Source organism: Caballeronia udeis, from assembly GCF_044909315.1.
GTDB classification, from domain to species: domain Bacteria; phylum Pseudomonadota; class Gammaproteobacteria; order Burkholderiales; family Burkholderiaceae; genus Caballeronia; species Caballeronia udeis_A.
Genome location: NZ_JBIYEB010000011.1, coordinates 204,204 through 221,197, shown reverse-complemented (window position 1 = coordinate 221,197; position 16,994 = coordinate 204,204). Strand labels below are relative to the sequence as shown.

Here is a 16,994-nt window from a genome sequence, read left to right as displayed (position 1 = left end):
TTTGTATTCTGTTGTTCGTCGGCTTCGTTGTTTTCAGAGCATTCACCTCACCGCTTCCGGAAAAGGCAGAGCGTTTTGACTTGTTTATGGAACAACACGACATCACCCGGTCGCGAGACACGCCGCGTCACGAGTCCCTTGAGCCTGGCGACAAGACCCCCAGGCCGTGACGGCTATCCGCTGGCAAAACTCTGGCCGTACGCGTATGCAGGCGACCCGGGTCGCCCGTTCGTTGTCATCCCGCCAAACCGTTACGGATCGCGAACGCTGCCGCCTCCGTGCGATTGGCGGATCCGGTCTTGGCGAGGATCGACCGAATGTGGTTGGCGACCGTGTTCGGGCTCAGGAACAGCCGCTTGGCGATTTCGCGATTTTCCAGCCCGCTTGCCACCAGTCGAAGCACCTGGGCTTCGCGCGCGCTCAACCCGGCTGGACAGACCGGAGTGGACGCAGGCCCGATCGAGCGTCGTACCTCGTCGATTCGCTCGGTCAGCGTGCGCATGCCCATGCGCACCGCCGCAGCCCGCGCGTCCTCCAGCAGCACGCTCGCGCCGTCGCGGTCACCATCGGCGTTGCGGGCCAGCCGCATCGAGGCATAGCGCAAGCGTGTATGCGCGAGCGCAGGGGACGCGCCCTGCCGGAAGTTCATCGTCAGCGCAGACTCGAAATGACGCTGGGCGTCTTGCCATTTGCGCTGTGTCGTGGCAAGCAAGCCGAGCAGCGAGGCTGCGGCGCCAAAGCATCCAACCGTCGTCCCGATGAGGAGATTACGGCCGTCGTACGGCAGCAGCATCGCATACAGGACTTCCGCCCGTTTCGTGTCATCGAGCCGGGAGCACACCTGGGCCAGATACGCCAGACTCGCCGCGCGTAAGGCGTCATGGCGGACCACCGCAAAATCATCCGCCGCGAGCGCCTCGAACTCGCTGCGCGCCTCGTCGAGCAGATCGATCTCCGCGTAAAGCAGCGCCAGACCGGGGCGCCACATCCCCGCCCTGGGCGGCGCGTTTACGAAGGCACGCACGAGCGGCGCCAGGTCGCGCAGACGGCCCTGTTCGCAACGCAGCGTGAACATCTGCATGCCGTAGACGCCAGGCGCATCCAGCCCCGGCATGCGGCGGCCAATTTGCAATGCCTGCGCTATCTGGCGTTCCGCGTCGTCGAACCTGCCCTCCAATAATGCGAAAGTTGCGCGCGAGGTCGCGGCCACGTAGCGCACGAACGGCTGGCGCAGTTCCGCCGCCCGGTACTCGAATTGCTCTAGCCGCTCAAGCCAGGTCGACAGCTCACCCAGTTCCATCAACTCGAACAGCTGCCATGCTTGCGCGTCGAGCGCACCCAGGACGTTGCCCTCGCCTTCGGCCAGACGAAGCGCTTCATCGATGTCCCGCAACCGCTCCGCGCTACGCTCGGGCTGCCAGCGCGCGGATAGCGTCGCGACCAGCGTCGCAACCAGCGTCCCCGTGTCGCCACTGCGTCGCGCCATGGCCACGGCCTGTTCCCGTACGATCGCGGCCTGGGCATCTTCGCCGCTGAAAATCAGCGCTCGCGCAAGCGAGCTGAGCAACTGCGCCTTGGCGATGCTGTCGCCGCTGGCCTGAGCGGCGAGCGCTTCGCGCAGCAGCCGTGCAGCCGCCTGGCCCGCAAGCCCCGGAGCCCATGTAGCTGTCTCGAAGCCGAGTGCAGCGCGTGTGATCTGGTCGATCGCGTTCGAAGCAGTGGCAAGTGACATCGCCTGTTCGAACGCTTCTCGCGCCTGCAGGTATTCGCCAGTGGCCGTAAGCGACTCGCCAAGTGCGTTGAGCAGCCTGGTCGTCAACACCGGATCGCGGGCACTCATCGCGCCTGCCGCCTGAAGCGCGAGCCGGTAATAGCGGGCCGCTTCCTCATGGGCGAGAAGCCGGGTCGCACGTTCGGCGGCGCGCCGCGCGATGTCGGTCGCCCGCCCGGCGTCCGCGCCGGGCAGCGCGCTGGTGTAATGGTGCGCAAGCGCAGGCAGATAACGATCCGCGTCGTCCTTGTACCGTTCTTCGATAGCCTGCGCGACTTGCAAATGCAGGCCGCCGCGGGCAGGTATCGCAATTTCGTCGTACAAGGTCTCGCGAATCAATGCGTGCGAGAACTGGAACCAGCCCGGCTGCTCCGCCGGTTCGAGTACATGGGACTGCAGGGCTTCCTCTATCGTGTTCTGCAGGTTTGGAGCAAGCGTTTCGTCCAGCACACGCCGCAGCAACTGGAGATCAAACGTCCGGCCAATCAGCGCGGCGCATTCGAGCACACGGTTTGCCTGCGGCGACAGCCGGTTCAAACGCCGGCCGATCACTTCCCTTACCCCTTCGGGAATGCGGATCGACGCAAGCAAGCGCGGCGCGGCAGTCCGCCCTTCTGCGCGGCGCCCCAGCACGCCCTCCTGAATCAGCAGCCTGGTCGTCTCGGCGATGAACAACGGGTTGCCTTCGGTCTGGCTGTAGATCCCGTCGAGGAGAGGCGGCGTGAGACCCGCACCGCCGCTTTGCGCGATCAGCGTCGCACTCTCCTGACGATTGAGTCCGGCCAGGCGAAAGCGGTGGAAATGGCCGTATCGGGCAAGGTCGCCAAGCGTGACCGACAGCGGATGCTGGCGGCCCAATTCGGTATCGCGATAGGTGGCGAGCAGCAGGATGTGGCTGTCCGCGATCTCCGAGGCAAAGAACTCGAGCATTCGCAGCGACGACGCGTCGGCCCAATGGAGGTTATCGATGATCAGCAACAGCGGTTCGGTCGCTGCCGCCGCTTTCCAGAAACCCGTCATCGCGTCGAAGAGACGGAAGCGCTGCTGCTGCGGATCGGGCGTCGGCAGCAAGGGCGCCAGATCCCTGAACCGGTGCCTGATCTCCGGGAGAATCTCCGCGATGGGCGCGGCCGCAGCGCCCAACGTGGCCTGCAGTTCATCGTAGTCATGGCCCTCGAGCCAGACTCGCATGATCTGCAACCATGGCCAATACGGCGGCGCGCCCGGCTCCTCGTTGCAACGCCCCCAAAGCGTGCGCACGCCGGTAGCGCGGCGGGCCAGTGTCTTTGCGGTGTGAGACTTGCCGATGCCAGGCTCGCCGACCAGCGCGACGATCGCACCATGGCCGTTGACCATTCGTCCGACCAAATCAGCGAGCGCGGCGAGTTCGGCTTCGCGGCCGACGACCAACGCCACAGCTGCCTCATCAGCCGCCTGCGCCGTGAGGCACACACCGCAGGCGTCGCAAAAGCGGGCGTCCGGACGATTGACCCGGCAGCATAGGGGGCACTGCATCCTTCCGGCCTCCGAAACCTACATGAACGCCTCGGGTCGCAACTCGCTGACTTCCACCACCACGTCGGCCGGCAGGCCGGCGAGCCTGGCGGCTTCGCGAATCGCTTCGGCACTGGATGCCTCGTAGAGACAGTAGGTTTTCCGCCTGTCTGCCGACAGGAACGAGAACAGCCAGTTGACGCCGCTCGCGTCATTGATTTCCCTGAGCGCTGCGGCACCGGCAGCGTCCAGCTTCAGTTCGTCAGCGAACTGGCGTTCGATCAGAAATAGCGGCACCGATTCCTCCGGTCAGACTGGACGCTCAAGACAAGCGCTGTTTACGTTGTAGTGATGCCCCTGCGGCGCGTCAAGTCCGTTCCACCGTCATCGTAGCCAGAACTGACTAATGTACCCGGCGGCCGCTGAGTTGTACTTTGATCAATCCTGTGGATGGTTCGCCGCCAACCGCGCGCCTATGCTTGATGTCATGGAAACTGCGAGGAGATCGACATGTTCACGGACAACGACCTGATGGCCTATCGTGCCGCCCTTCGCGGCAACCTCGTCCAGCCGTCCGACGCCACCTATGATGACGCCCGCAAGGTCTTCAACGCGATGATTTCGAAGCGTCCGAAGCTGATCGCGCAATGCGCGGATGTCGCGGACGTGATCGCCTCGGTGACCTTCGCGCGCGAGCATCAGCTGCTGCTGGCCGTGCGGGGCGGAGGGCATAACGGCGGCGGTCTCGGCATCTGCGACGACGGCCTCGTGATCGACCTTTCCGCGATGCGGGGCATCCGCGTCGACCCGGCGGCGCACACCGTCCGCGCGGAAGGAGGCTGTCTGTGGCGTGATGTCGATCACGCGTCGCACGCGTTCGGGCTTGCCGCGCCCAGCGGAATCATCAGCACGACTGGCGTCGGCGGCCTGACGCTCGGCGGGGGCATCGGCCATTTGACACGCCGCTACGGGCTCTCGATCGACAATCTGCTGTCAGCCGACGTGGTGCTCGCCGACGGACGCCTCGTTACCGCGAGCGAGCGGAGCAACTCCGATCTTTTCTGGGCCTTGCGCGGCGGTGGTGGCAATTTCGGCGTGGTCACTTCCTTCGAGTTCCGGCTGCATGCGGTATCGACCATCATTGGCGGTCCGACACTTTGGCCGATGGAGCGTGCGGCGGAAATCATGCAGTGGTACCGCTCGTTCATGCCTGATGCACCGGAAGAGCTGAACGGCTTTTTCGCGTTCATGACCGTGCCGCCCGTGGCCCCGTTTCCGGAGCCGCTGCACCTGCAAAAAATGTGCGCCGTGGTCTGGTGCTGGACCGGCGACCCCGCGATGGCCGATGCGGCCTTCGCGCCCGTGCGGGCGACCGCCCCCGCGCTGCACGGCGTTCAGGAGATGCCGTTTCCGATGCTGCAAGGCGCGTTCGACGGCCTCTATCCACCGGGGCTGCAATGGTACTGGCGCGCCGATTTCGTCGGCGAACTGTCTGACGAAGCGATTGCGCTGCACGTGCAACACGCCGCCCGGCTGCCGACGATGCACTCGACGATGCACCTCTATCCGATCGACGGAGCCGCACACCGGGTGGGTCGCAACGAGACCGCGTTCAGTTACCGCGATGCCCGTTGGGCGGCGGTGTTTGTCGGTGTGGACCCCGATCCGGCCAACGTGGAACGGATCAGTACCTGGGCTCGCGATTACCAGAGCGCATTGAATCCTTACTCGGCCGGAGGCGCATACGTGAACTTCATGATGGACGAGGGACAGGACCGGGTGAAGGCCAGCTTCCGGGACAACTACTCGCGGCTGTCATCGATCAAGCGGGACCTGGATCCCGGCAACCTTTTCCGCGTGAACCAAAACATCCGGCCAGCGTAGCGCTCCCGAGGGCGCAGCTGCCGGGCGCCCTTGTACTGCGCATCCCGAACCCGCATGCCGCTTGGTTCTTGCTGCAGCAAAGCCGCGTTTTTCGGTCGCGCCCGTAATGTGCACCACAGACCCCGGCCTCGCCGTCACGAAAATCCAAATAACTTCGCAGGGTTTTTGACCAGGATTCTCTCTTGGGTCGTTTTGTCCGGAACCCATTCGAAGAACTTCTCGATCAGGTTCATGTTGTCGACTGGATAGAACGGACTGATGCTCTCCCTGGTCTCTTTAGTATCTCGTAGCCACGGGGTATGAGGCCAGTCCGTTCCCCAAAGAACCTGACCGGGATTCGCGTTGATAAACGCGGCCGCCAACTCTCCCATTCCGGCATAGCCGGGCGCCTGGGCTTCATGATACGGTGCACTAAGTTTCGAGTACGCCCTACCTGCCTTCATCAAACCGAGAACAGCGTCAAAGCCCTCCTGCCTGACCCCGGTCGCTTTGGCGCCGGCGAAGTGGTCAAGAACGAACACCGCAGGCGATGCTTCAATCGTCCGAGCAAGGGAGGCAATGACTGTCAAGGGCAAAAATAGCTGAACGTGCCAACCAAGCTCCGCTGCCTGCTTTCCCGCTCTCTCAATCATCCCGGTCAAAATTCGAGGGTCTTTACATCCTCCCGCCTGATTGATTCGAATGCCCGTGATACCCGCAATACGCCAACGATCAAGTTCATTTGCCGCCAGATCATCAGGTATGGCTGCCACACCTCTCGCTGTCGGGCCAAGTACCTGTAATGCGGCAAGCAGACAGGCATTATCGAACCCGTAGAAGCTTGGCTGTACGAGGACTGATCTTTCAATACCGAGTTTTCGATGCAGAGTTTCGAGATCTTCAACCGATGCAGGCGGAGGTGTATAGCGTCGAGATTCAAGCATTGGAAACCGGTCATAAGGCCCAATGATGTGCGAATGGCAATCGCATGAAAGCGCTGGCATAAGCGATCGGACATCACGCATGCTCGCGTCGCCGGCGGTAAAACTCGAGGCAATACCGGAACCCATGGACAAGCCGCCAACGGCTATCGTTTTTACGAGGTTCCTTCGAGAAACCATGTCTTCTCCTTTTGACAATCGATCTACCGCGCTGACGCCGCGCCGGTTGCAACCAGAAAATCATCCTCAGGATGCTGAGCGAACATCGGTCAGATATTTGCCCAGATACCTGAGCCCGGCCTGGGTCGTCGTCTCGGGCCGGTACTCGCACCCCACCCAACCGTCATAGCCGGATTGTTCCAACTGCGCGAACAAGGCGTCGAAATCAAGCATCCCCGTGCCCGGCTCATGACGCCCGGGAAAGTCCGAGACCTGGACATGGCCGATCCGTCCCGCCCATCGCATGAGTTCACCCTTCACATCACCGGTCAGTGCTTGTGCATGGTACGTGTCGAAGATCAGCGTAAGATGCGGGTCCGCGACTGCGTCGAACAACGCTTGCGCACGCTCATAACTGGACAGGAAGTAACCCGGGACCTCGCCCTCGCTCATCACTTCCACCAAGGTCGTCATGCCCTGCTCCGCCAAACAGGCGACCGCAAATCGCAGATTGGCGACGTAAGTCGACCAGTCCAGCCTGGCAGTCTCACTGGTGACACCCGCCATAGGATGGATATGCCGGCAGCCAAGCGCCTGCGCATAGTGCACTGCTTGCGCAAGGCTGGTGCGAAACGCCGTTTCCCGACCGCTCAGCGCTCCCAAACCCTTCTCCCCCTGTGACGTATCGCCCATCGGGGCTGCAAACTGCACGAGCGACAGGTCGAAACGGGCAAGCCGATCCGCGAGAACACCACTGTCGTAAGCGTAGGGCACTGGAAACTCCACGGCTCGATACCCAGCCGCGGCAGCACACTCGAAGCGCTCGAGAAACGGTACCTCGTTGAATTGATAGCCCAGGTGGGCACACAACCTGATCATGAAATGTTCCTTGCGTGGGTTTAGCGCGTTTGGAAATGCACAGGTCCGTGCCGGCTATCGGCGTCATGCCGGTACCCGTTTAGCGCGGAAGGTGCGCACTGGCGTCAATCGCCTTTCATAAAGCGTGGCAATAGCAAGGTCAGCAGACCTGACATCGCGATCAGCGCAGCCATGCAAACCAGACCTGTTGTGAAAGATCCGGTTGTCGTCCTTAGCCAACCCATGGTGACGGGGCCGAGAAAGCCGCCCAATGTCGCGACCGAGCTGATCAGCGCGAGTCCGCTGGCGGCGCCCTTCCCGCTCAGGAAACGCGGCGGGATCGACCAGAAAATCCCGCGAGCCGAAGTTACGCCGACGATCGCTATCGTCAGGCCCAGCATTGATACTGCAAGCGTAGGAACCGAGACCGCGATCAGCATGCCCAGTGCCGCCAGGCCACAGGTCAAGGCAAGATGAAATATCCGGCGCCCGCTCCGGTCTACCGCCGACGCCCAGAGTATTGTTGCGAAACAGCCGATCATGTAGGGTACGGCCGCGACCAGGCCGATCGACAGCGTCGACAGCTTGTGTTCCTTGAGAATGAGTGGCAACCAAATGCCGATCCCGTAGGAACCGAGGGTAAAGCCGAACTGAATGGCCGTCAGCAACAGCACCCTGGGATCTGTGACGATATCGCGGAAATGGATGACCGCACGTTCGCGCGTTTCCGCGGCGACGGCTGCCGTTATGGCCTGACGCTCATCGGGTGTCAGCCATGCCGCGTCCTTCGGCTGGTCGGTGACCATCACCAGCACAGCAACACCAAGTATGACCGCCGGCACGCCTTCCACAATGAACAGCCATTGCCAGCCGGCGAGTCCTAATAGGCCGTTTGCCTGCAATACTGCTATCGAAAGCGGTCCGCTGACGACCGCCGATAGCGGGATGGCCATCTGGAACCAGGCAAGGATTCGACTTCGATAACGCACTGGAAACCAGGCAAGGAAGAAAAACATGACGCCGGGGTTAAAGCCTGCCTCGGCAGCTCCCAACAGGAAGCGCATCAGATAGAAACTCCTGGGTCCGGACACGAGCGCTGTTGCAGCGGAAAGAATGCCCCACGTGATCATGATGCGCGCCAACCAGATGCGGGCACCGACCCTGTACAACACAGCGTTGCTCGGTACTTCGAAAAAACAATAGCTGAAGAACAACACCCCGGCGCCCCAACCAAAGGCCATGTTTGAAAGACCAATATCATGATTCATCGTCAAGGCGGCAAACCCGACGTTGGTGCGATCAATGTAGTTGACCAGAAACGATATTGTCAGAAGAGGAACAAGACGCAGGATCGCCTTCCTGAACGCCTTGTCCTCGATCGAACCTGGAATGGTCACCCCTGAATCGATGACGACCGTGTCATTTTTCACCAATGTCTCCTGCGTAGTCTGTTGTCCATGGATTTCTTCAAGAGCACACATGTATCCGATTTTTTTGTTATTTTGTATTACTAATTAATTTAGTTACTCACGGTCACGATCAATTACCGGGCACGTGCAATCTGCCCGGATCGATCGTGACGCCGCACCTGCGATCTGCTACAGGTGTCGGATATTCAGTTTTTGCAGGATATGGGCAAGCTCAGTGCCGCTGCGTTGCCGCTGTGCGTGATGCAGTTCGCGCGCGGCTGGCGCGTCGCCCGCGACAATCGCCGTCAGCAGCGCACGATGACTTTTTGTGGACTGCTCCGGGGCAGGCCGCAGATGCAACGTGAGGTCGCGCACGCGTCGAGTCTGGTCGAGAAACTGCCGGACTGTCTGAGCCAACCGCGTGCTGCCCGACAACGCTATGATCAACTGATGGAAGCGCGCATCGCTCTGTGCCCAGGCATCGCGATCGCCCGAGTCCAATGCGGCCTCCATGGCGGTGACTGCCGCTTCGAGCGGAGTGAATACCTGCGGCTCCAGCCGCCGCCCGATCAGCAGTTCGATAGCGAGCAATTCCAGCGCGCCGACGATCTGATAGATCTCGATCATTTCCGCGGCGCTGATCGGCAATACGCGAAACCCGTGCCGGGGGCTCAATGCGACCAGACGCTCCTCTTCGAGCCGAATCAGCGCATCGCGAATTGGCGTGCGGCTTATCCCCAATGCGTCAGCCAGCTCTTGCACCGATCCGGTCGCGCCGACCGGATACACGTTATCGAGAATCCGCTGTTTGATTTCGTTATACGCACGGGCTGCGTTACTGGGCGCGGACGCTTGTTCGAGACCTTCGGAAGCATCCACGGAAAAGCTCTCCTTTTCATCCGGCAAGCGGGTCACGCTCTGAGAGGATGTCATGTGCGAAGCTCCGCCGCCGGTTCACTCGCCCGATCGAGCAAATCACACACAGCGCGCGCAAATCCGCTGGTGTTCGTTGTTCCACGCAGATCACCCGTGCGAGTCGCCGTATCGGTCATGGCAGCGTCGACAGCCGATTCGATCGCACTCGCCGCGTGTGCATACGCTTGTGTACCGGAGCGGGCGCCAAGATGACGCAGCAGTAATGCAGCGGAGAGAATCAGCCCGGTCGGATTGGCAATGCCCTGACCAGCGATGTCGGGCGCGGACCCATGCCCCGCGTTCGCGGCTGCGTGCGTGTCGCCCACGTTGAGTGCAGAGGCCATGCCCAGGCCACCCGCGAGAGCATTGACCTGATTCGAGAGGATATCGCCGAACATATTTGTAGTCAGAATGACGTCGAACCTCTCCGGCCGCGTGTAGAGTTCCGCGGCTATCGCGTCGATGTCGATCTCCCTGAGCGTGACGTCCGGAAACTCTTCGGCGACCTTGTCGACCTCGCGCATGAAGAGACCGTCGGTGACCTGCAACACATGCCGCTTGCCCACGACCGTGACGTGTTTGCGCCGCGTGCGGGCCAGCTTGAACGCTACCTCGGCTATACGGCGTGACGCCTTGGCGGTGATCAGGCGTACCGACAGCGCCACGTCGGGCGTAGGCATGAATTCGCCATAACCCTGGAACAGGCTGCGATCGGCGTAAAAGCCTTCGGTATTCTCCCTCACGATCACACAGTCCAGGCCCGGATGGGCCATCGGCACACCGGCCCGCGATCGTGCCGGGCGAATGTTGGCGTACAGGTCGAGCTGCTTGCGGATCGTACCGGGAATATTGATGCCCCCTTCGCTGACTGACGGATAGAGTGTCATCCCTCCGGGGCCCAGCAATACGCCATCGGCTGTACGAGCGGCCTCCAACGCATCCGCCGGCAAGGTGGTGCCGCGCTCCTTGTAGACAGCCATCCCCACGGGGTGGATATCGAGCGAGATATCCAATCCGAACCGGCTGTCCGCCCGACGCAGCACCATGAGGGTAGCGTCCATGATTTCTGGCCCGATGTCGTCACCGGGTAACACTGCTAGCTTCATTCAGACCTCTATAGGTTGCGAGTCCATTTTCGACCGGTTTCTCGTGTCACGTTTGCGTATTCCTTATCGCATACCATATGGCATACGGATCGTGACGGCCACTATGGTGAACCCTTATGACGCTTGTTATGGGGTCCGGGTTGTATCGACTCGTGAGGCCGGCTCGGCCATCTATTTCTTATTTAAATCAATTTGTTAGGTCGAGACGTGACGAACTTTCAGCGATTTTCGCCGCCCCTCCCTATGCGGCGTTGTTATCACGCAGCAACTTTGCAGCGATCGCCCTCTTGAAGGGTCCGTACCCATCAGCGTTGGTGTATTTTGTGAAATCCGTTTCGATCGCTGCCGGCTTCATGTTGTCAGGCCAGGCGTGTGGAAACCAGGTTCGCGAAGGCTATCCTCCCACCATCGGCCGGCAACATCGCGAACGGATAATGTCCAGGCGTTCCCGGTAACTGGCTCAGGAGGGAGACATGCAGCCAGGTTTTGAGCACCTCTACCGCCGCATGATGGGTATTGAAAGCTGTTCGTATGAAGTACTTCCCATGCGCCCTGCGTTTTTTCTGCCAGTGCGCAGCCAGACACCGATAGTGTGCGTTCAGTAAATCAGGGGGAGTTGCTTGTCTACCCAATTTGAAGAGAGCGATTACGCGCTAAAGCCGCATGAACGGCCGTTGATACTGGGCAGTCCCGCAAGTCCCGACCATCCGCCGGCAAGGCGCCATGCCTATTTCGCGATCGGATGCCTGATCGGGATCACGCAAGGCCTGGGCAATGGACTCGTGGCGGTCAACCTGGTTTACGCGCAGGGGACGCTCGGCCTCTACAGCGATGAGGCGACCTGGCTCACCGCCGCCTATTTCATGGTCTATGCGTCCGCCAACCTGATCCTGGTGAAATTCCGCCAGCAATTCGGTTTGCGACGCTTCGTCACCTCCATGCTCGTCACCTATACCGCGATCGCCCTGCTGCATCTGATCGTGCAAGGATTCTGGTCGGCGGTCGCGGTACGAGCCATCAGCGCGATCTCCGCAGCCGGCCTCTCGTCGATGGGAATCTACTATCTGATGCAAGCCATGCCCGCACCCAAAAGGATGCTCGGCATGATCGTTGGCATCAGCGTTCCCCAGCTGGCGACGCCGCTGGCGCGTGTCTTGTCGCCCGGGCTGCTGCAGACGGGCAACTGGCACAGGCTCGGCTGGTTCGAACTGGGGATGGCGCTGGCGACGCTTGCTGCCGTGATGGTCCTGCCCTTGCCGCCGAGCGAGCGCCGCAAGGTATTCGAGCCGGCCGACTTTCTGACCCTGGGCCTGCTGGCGCCAGGGCTTGCGCTATTCGTGGCGGTATTCTCCGAAGGCCGGATCGAATGGTGGACCGATCGCGCCTGGCTGGGCTGGTCCCTCGCCGGCAGCGTGGCCCTGATCAGCACAGGCCTGATCGTCGAACACTGTCGCGTCAGTCCGTTGATCAATACACGCTGGCTGGGCACTCGCGAAGTGCTCCGCGTCATGCTGATCGCGGCAGCGATCCGCATACTCCTCTCCGAGCAAACCTTTGGATCGTTCGGCTTGCTGACATTGTTCGGAATGCTCAACGACCAGATGATCACGCTCAACTCAATCATCCTGGCAGCATCGATCACCGGGATCGTCGTCAGTGCGTTGACCTTCAATCCCGGCAATCCAGGCAAGCCGATCGCCGTGGCGGCCCTGCTGATTGCGATCGGGGCCTTCATGGATGCCGGCGCGACCAACCTGTCGAGGCCCGCAAATTTCTATCTCAGCCAGGGACTGATCGGCTTCGCCTCGCTCCTGTTCCTGGGACGGGCCATGGTGCTCGGCGCTTCGCGAATGGTGCTGGCCGGCGGCGGGAATTACCTGGTGAGCTTCGTCGTCGTGTTCAACATCAGCCAGAGCGTCGGGGGGGTCGTTGGCAGCACCCTGCTCGGCACATTTCAGACGGTTCGTGAGCGGTTTCATTCGAACGAACTTGTCCAGTCGCTGGTCATGAGTAATCCAGTGGTCGCCGCGCAGGTCCGCGAGGGGGCCTGGCAACTGTCGCAACGCGTTTCGCGCGAAGCGAATGTCCTGGCCTATAACGACGTATTCTTGCTGGTGGGTGTGCTGGCAAGCCTGACCGTTGTTTGGGGCGTGGTAATCCAATGGTTGATGTGGCGGCGAGGTGAAATCTCGCCTCTCATCCTTCTCCAGCAGCAGGCGATGAAAACAAAGCCGGCACAAGCCAACAGGAAGAGCCCGGAATGAACGAGCCCAGGAAAGATCCGCCCGCGGGCGATAGCCAAACGCAAACCGCATCTCCTCCCGCCGCGACGGCTGAACCGCATGGCTGGCAGTTGCCGAAGAAGAGTCCAGTGACGATCATCGTCATCGTGCTGCTGGCGCTGTGCGCGATTGGCGTGGTCCTGCGTGCCTGGCGTCTGCCGCCTTTCGCCGGCGCTTCGGAAGACACCGACAACGCCTATGTGCGCGGGCTCGTGACGACCATCAGTTCGCAGGTGAGCGGCTATGTCACCAGCGTGCCGGTCAACGATTTCGCCGAAGTGAAGGCCGGCAAGATTCTCGCGACCGTCGACGACCGCATCTACGCCGCGAGGGTCGCGCAAGCCGAGGCCAATCTCGCCGCACAGCAGGCGGCGTTCGCCAACTCCGCGCAATCGCAGCGCTCGCGCGAACTGGCGACGCATAGCCAGGACGCGAACATCGCCGCCGCGCGTGCACAACTGGTGCGCGCCGAAGCCGACATGCGCCGCGCAGACGCTCTCGTCAAAGACGGATCGCTTTCGAAACGCGAGTACGACCAGACCCGTGCCGTGCTGCTCGCGGCCCGGGCCTCTCTGCAACAGGCTGTCGCGGGCCGCTCCATCGGTACGGAAGATGTGCGCACCGTGGTTGTCGCGCGGGCGGGATTGCAGGCGGCGATCGATTCCGCCAAAGCGGCGCTGCGCAGCGCGCAGGTTGACCTGGAGAACACCGTCATTCGCGCGCCTGTCGATGGACAACTCTCTGAAATCGGCGTGCGCAACGGCGACTACGTCACGGCAGGCACGCAGCTGATGTCGCTGGTGCCGCACACCATCTGGATCGTTGCCAACTACAAGGAAGCGCAGACGCATCGCATGCGCGCCGGGCAGCGCGTGACATTCCGGGTCGATGCGCTTGGCGACGCGGAGCTGCATGGCCATCTCGAGACAATATCCCCCGCAACGGGATCGGAGTTCGCGGCGATCAAGCCCGACAATGCGACCGGCAATTTCGTCAAGGTGGCGCAACGCATTGCCGTACGGATCAGCGTCGATCCGGGACAGGAATTGGCGCGGCGGCTGCGGCCGGGCATGTCGGTCGAAACCGCGGTTGATACTCGCGACGGTGACCGATGAACCGCTGCGTCCTTAACCTCGGCGTTGCCCTGCTGCTATCTGCTTGCGCGGGGCCGAAAGTAAAAGTCGCAACCGTGCCCGACGTCGTGGAGCCCGCGGTGTGGCAACGCGATACCGGGCAGGCGATCTCGCCGGACAAGGCCTGGTGGCGGCAATTCGGCGATCCCGTATTGACTGCGCTGGTGGAAAAGGCGCTTGCCAGCAATACCGATATCGGCAAAGCAGCCGGCCGCGTGCGCGAGGCGCGCGCAGACGCAGCGATCGCGCGTGCGGCGTTGCTGCCGACGCTCAACGCCGGCTTCGATAATGCCGGGCGCTCCCGTATCGTCAGCCCCTTTGGTACACCGCTCGAATTGAGCAGCGGACAAGTGGACATAGAGGCTGCATGGGAAGTGGATCTGTTCGGCCGGCTGGCCGACCAGCGCGCCGCGGCGCGCGATGCATATCTCGCCAGCGCGGCAGCACGCGACGCCATCCGGCTGTCAGTCGCCAGTTCGACAGCCAGCGGCTACATCACGCTGCTCAGTCTCGATGCACAGTTGAAGATCGCACAGGCAACGCTCACCGCGCGCGCGAATTCGCTGCGCCTGGCTAAAACGGAATTCGAGAACGGCTATTCGTCCCGGTTGGAGCTGCAACAGGCACAGTCGGAATATGATTCGACCGCACAGCTCATCCCTCAAACGAGGCTGGCGATTACGCGCGCAGAAGATTCGCTGAGCGTACTCACCGACGATATCCCAGGCGGTATCCAGCGCGGCGGGGTGCTCGATGCGCTGACCGAGCCGGTCATTCCGCAGACCTTGCCATCCGGGCTGTTGCGGCGGCGCCCGGATGTCGCCGAAGCGGAATACCAGCTTGCAGCAGCAGACAAGTCGCTGGCCGCGGCGCGCAAGAACTTCCTGCCGCAGTTCAATCTGGCGGCCTCGCTCGGCCGGTCCTTCGGCACAGAGCAGGTATATCCGTTCAACATCTGGTCGTTGGGCGGAAGCATTCTCGCGCCGCTGTTCGAGGGCGGCAAGCTGACTGCCTTGGCCGAAAAAGCCGGTGCGCAGCGCGATCAGGCGGCATTCGCCTATCGGGGGACCGCGCTCACCGCGATCAGCGAGGTCGAAAAAGCGTTGGCCACCGCTCAGCGCGTGGATGAGCAGTTGGTGATGGCCATCGCCCAGCGCGATTCGCTGTCCGAACAGTTGCGGATCGCTACCAATCGCTATCGCGAAGGCTATGCGACCTATCTGGATCAGCTCGACGCGCAGCGCAACCTGCTTTCGGCGGAACTCGGTGTCGTCCAGCTTCGAGCCGATGCCCTTACAGCACGCGTGACCCTCTATGAGGCGATGGGTGGGGGATGGAGCCCCGATATGATCGACAGAGCGGACGCAGATTAGTTAACGTCCATCTCTTCCGCTACACCGGGTCTGGTTCGCACTCGACACTGGCGGTTCGCCGACTATGCATCGAGCAACCGTTTCGGCCGATGAAGCGATGTTTCCACCCTGCCGCATTCACGCGACAGAACCGAAAAGCCTACGATACAAACCCTGTGGGCTTGATCTCCGGATGAGCCGGGTCGGCATGTTCAAGGGCGGCAAGAGACATGATGCGTTCTTCGGTGGCGTCATCGAAGCTGATTTCTCCCGCCAGGCGGCCCGCGCGCATGACGAGAATGCGATCCGAGATCGTCAGCACCTCGGGCAGGTCACTCGATATCACCAGGATCGCAAGGCCATCGCGGGCAAGCTCGCGCATGAGCGCATAGATCTCGGCCTTCGTTCCGACGTCCACGCCACGCGTTGGTTCATCGACAATCAGCACGCGCGGCTTCGAGGCAAGCCATTTCGCAAGAACCACCTTCTGCTGATTGCCGCCGCTCAGCAGACCGACCAGTTGCTCGACCGTCGGTGTCTTGATCTTGAACCGCTCCACATAACCGTCTATCATTTGGGATTCCTCACCAGGCCTGATGAAACCCGCGTTCGAAATCCCGCCGAGACCCAGGGCCGCGAGGGACAGGTTGCTGCCAACCCCCATCCCGAGTACGAGACCCTGGTCCTTGCGGTCTTCGGGAACCAGTCCGATCCCCAGCTTCATGGCGTCGCGCGGCCTCGCGACATTGACGGGCTTACCCTCCATCGCAATGGTTCCCGACGTCGGTGGCGGCGCACCAAAGATACCCATCGCGACCTCCGAGCGGCCGGCGCCGACGAGCCCCGCCAGACCAACGATCTCGCCGCGTCGCAACGCGAAGGTGACATCCTGGTACCGCCTGCCGTCGCCCAGGCCCTGAACCGACAGAACAATCGGTTGCTCTGCGTTCTCGGGCCGGATACGCCGAACTTCAGCGAGATCGCGGCCTACCATCAGACGCACCACCTCTTCAGGCGAAGTGTCGGCGAGCCGGGTCGTGCGGACATGCTTGCCGTCACGCAATACGGTAACAGCGTCGCAGTTGTCAAACACCTCGCGCATGCGATGCGAGATATAGAGGATCGTCACGCCCCGAGCCCGCAGGTCATGCACCACCTTGAACAGCGTCAGGGAGTCGGCCTCCGACAGACTGGATGTCGGTTCGTCCAGGATGAGCAGGCGCGGTTCGTGTATCAGCGCTTTGCAAATCTCGATAAGCTGTTGCTGCGCAATCGTAAGGTCTCCTAGCCGCGTGTCGGGATCGAGTGCGATGCCCAGGCGCTCCATCGCAGCCCTGGCCTGCGCAATGAGCACGCCTCGGTCGACCAGCACTCGCGCCATGCGAGGCTCCGCGCCGAGAAAAATGTTCTCGGCGACGGTCATGTTCGGCGCAAGCATCAGCTCCTGGAAAACGATCGAAATTCCCTTGCGAGCGGCATCTTTCGTGCCGGAAAGAAGCAGTTCCTGGCCGTCGAACACCAATCGCCCGGAAGTCGGGGGGTGGGCGCCCGCAATGATCTGCATCAGCGTCGACTTGCCCGCGCCGTTCTCACCCATGACGGCATGCACGGTCCCCGCCTCCACCGTAAAGGACACGTCCTGCAATGCCTTGACGCCTGGATAGCTCTTTGAAATTTGTTCAACGCTCAACAGCACGGTCATGTCGGCACT

At 61.8% G+C, this 16,994-nt stretch carries 12 protein-coding genes; 4 read left to right on the top strand and 8 right to left on the bottom strand.

What is annotated here, in order from left to right:
• Positions 1-235: 235 nt before the first annotated feature.
• Positions 236-3,187 carry an ATP-binding protein gene (locus ABH944_RS19660; RefSeq protein WP_404608414.1) on the bottom strand — a complete coding sequence of 984 codons (2,952 nt, stop codon included), beginning with the start codon at positions 3,185-3,187 and terminating at the stop codon, positions 236-238.
• 117 nt (positions 3,188-3,304) lie between these two features.
• Complete coding sequence (locus ABH944_RS19655) at positions 3,305-3,562, bottom strand: DUF4242 domain-containing protein (RefSeq protein ID WP_404608413.1); 258 nt, start codon at positions 3,560-3,562, stop codon at positions 3,305-3,307.
• 213 nt (positions 3,563-3,775) lie between these two features.
• Here ABH944_RS19655 and ABH944_RS19650 point away from each other — a divergent pair, with 213 nt between their 5' ends.
• Positions 3,776-5,149 carry an FAD-binding oxidoreductase gene (locus ABH944_RS19650; RefSeq protein ID WP_404608411.1) on the top strand — a complete coding sequence of 458 codons (1,374 nt, stop codon included), beginning with the start codon at positions 3,776-3,778 and terminating at the stop codon, positions 5,147-5,149.
• 134 nt (positions 5,150-5,283) lie between these two features.
• Here the strand turns inward: ABH944_RS19650 and ABH944_RS19645 are convergent, their stop codons facing one another.
• From ABH944_RS19645 to ABH944_RS19625, 5 genes are all read right to left on the bottom strand, one after another.
• Positions 5,284-6,249: an amidohydrolase family protein gene (locus ABH944_RS19645; RefSeq protein ID WP_404608409.1), complete on the bottom strand. Its 966-nt coding sequence runs from the start codon at positions 6,247-6,249 to the stop codon at positions 5,284-5,286.
• 66 nt (positions 6,250-6,315) lie between these two features.
• Entirely contained in the window at positions 6,316-7,107 is a 792-nt protein-coding gene (locus tag ABH944_RS19640) for a hydroxypyruvate isomerase family protein (protein ID WP_404608407.1), read from the bottom strand.
• Between the two features lie 104 nt (positions 7,108-7,211).
• On the bottom strand, positions 7,212-8,516 hold the full coding sequence (locus tag ABH944_RS19635; RefSeq protein WP_404608406.1) for an MFS transporter: 1,305 nt from the start codon (positions 8,514-8,516) through the stop codon (positions 7,212-7,214).
• A gap of 168 nt (positions 8,517-8,684) precedes the next feature.
• On the bottom strand, positions 8,685-9,428 hold the full coding sequence (locus ABH944_RS19630; RefSeq protein WP_404608405.1) for a GntR family transcriptional regulator: 744 nt from the start codon (positions 9,426-9,428) through the stop codon (positions 8,685-8,687).
• On the bottom strand, positions 9,425-10,516 hold the full coding sequence (locus ABH944_RS19625; RefSeq protein WP_404608403.1) for an isocitrate/isopropylmalate dehydrogenase family protein: 1,092 nt from the start codon (positions 10,514-10,516) through the stop codon (positions 9,425-9,427). Before ABH944_RS19625 ends, ABH944_RS19630 begins: the two co-directional genes overlap by 4 nt.
• Positions 10,517-11,136: 620 nt before the next feature.
• Here ABH944_RS19625 and ABH944_RS19620 point away from each other — a divergent pair.
• Genes ABH944_RS19620 through ABH944_RS19610 form a run of 3 tightly spaced genes read left to right on the top strand, consistent with a single transcriptional unit; the run spans position 11,137 to position 15,304 of the window.
• The gene (locus tag ABH944_RS19620; protein ID WP_404608401.1) at positions 11,137-12,780 is read left to right on the top strand and encodes an MFS transporter; all 1,644 of its coding nucleotides are present in this window, start codon (positions 11,137-11,139) and stop codon (positions 12,778-12,780) included.
• Complete coding sequence (locus tag ABH944_RS19615) at positions 12,777-13,913, top strand: HlyD family secretion protein (RefSeq protein WP_404608399.1); 1,137 nt, start codon at positions 12,777-12,779, stop codon at positions 13,911-13,913. The genes ABH944_RS19620 and ABH944_RS19615 overlap by 4 nt, the downstream gene beginning before the upstream one ends.
• The gene (locus ABH944_RS19610; RefSeq protein WP_404608398.1) at positions 13,910-15,304 is read left to right on the top strand and encodes an efflux transporter outer membrane subunit; all 1,395 of its coding nucleotides are present in this window, start codon (positions 13,910-13,912) and stop codon (positions 15,302-15,304) included. The genes ABH944_RS19615 and ABH944_RS19610 overlap by 4 nt, the downstream gene beginning before the upstream one ends.
• Before the next feature lie 139 nt (positions 15,305-15,443).
• Here ABH944_RS19610 and ABH944_RS19605 read toward each other — a convergent pair whose 3' ends face one another.
• Positions 15,444-16,985, bottom strand: coding sequence for a sugar ABC transporter ATP-binding protein (locus ABH944_RS19605; protein WP_404608396.1), 1,542 nt, complete (start codon positions 16,983-16,985; stop codon positions 15,444-15,446).
• Positions 16,986-16,994 lie beyond the last annotated feature (9 nt).

Excerpts from the sequence above, each read along its gene's own strand:
- ABH944_RS19650 (WP_404608411.1), top strand. The coding sequence starts at position 3,776 with ATGTTCACGGACAACGACCTGATGGCCTATCGTGCCGCCCTTCGCGGC.
- ABH944_RS19645 (WP_404608409.1), bottom strand. The coding sequence starts at position 6,249 with ATGGTTTCTCGAAGGAACCTCGTAAAAACGATAGCCGTTGGCGGCTTG.
- ABH944_RS19640 (WP_404608407.1), bottom strand. The coding sequence starts at position 7,107 with ATGATCAGGTTGTGTGCCCACCTGGGCTATCAATTCAACGAGGTACCG.
- ABH944_RS19630 (WP_404608405.1), bottom strand. The coding sequence starts at position 9,428 with ATGACATCCTCTCAGAGCGTGACCCGCTTGCCGGATGAAAAGGAGAGC.
- ABH944_RS19625 (WP_404608403.1), bottom strand. The coding sequence starts at position 10,516 with ATGAAGCTAGCAGTGTTACCCGGTGACGACATCGGGCCAGAAATCATG.
- ABH944_RS19615 (WP_404608399.1), top strand. The coding sequence starts at position 12,777 with ATGAACGAGCCCAGGAAAGATCCGCCCGCGGGCGATAGCCAAACGCAA.
- ABH944_RS19610 (WP_404608398.1), top strand. The coding sequence starts at position 13,910 with ATGAACCGCTGCGTCCTTAACCTCGGCGTTGCCCTGCTGCTATCTGCT.
- ABH944_RS19605 (WP_404608396.1), bottom strand. The coding sequence starts at position 16,985 with ATGACCGTGCTGTTGAGCGTTGAACAAATTTCAAAGAGCTATCCAGGC.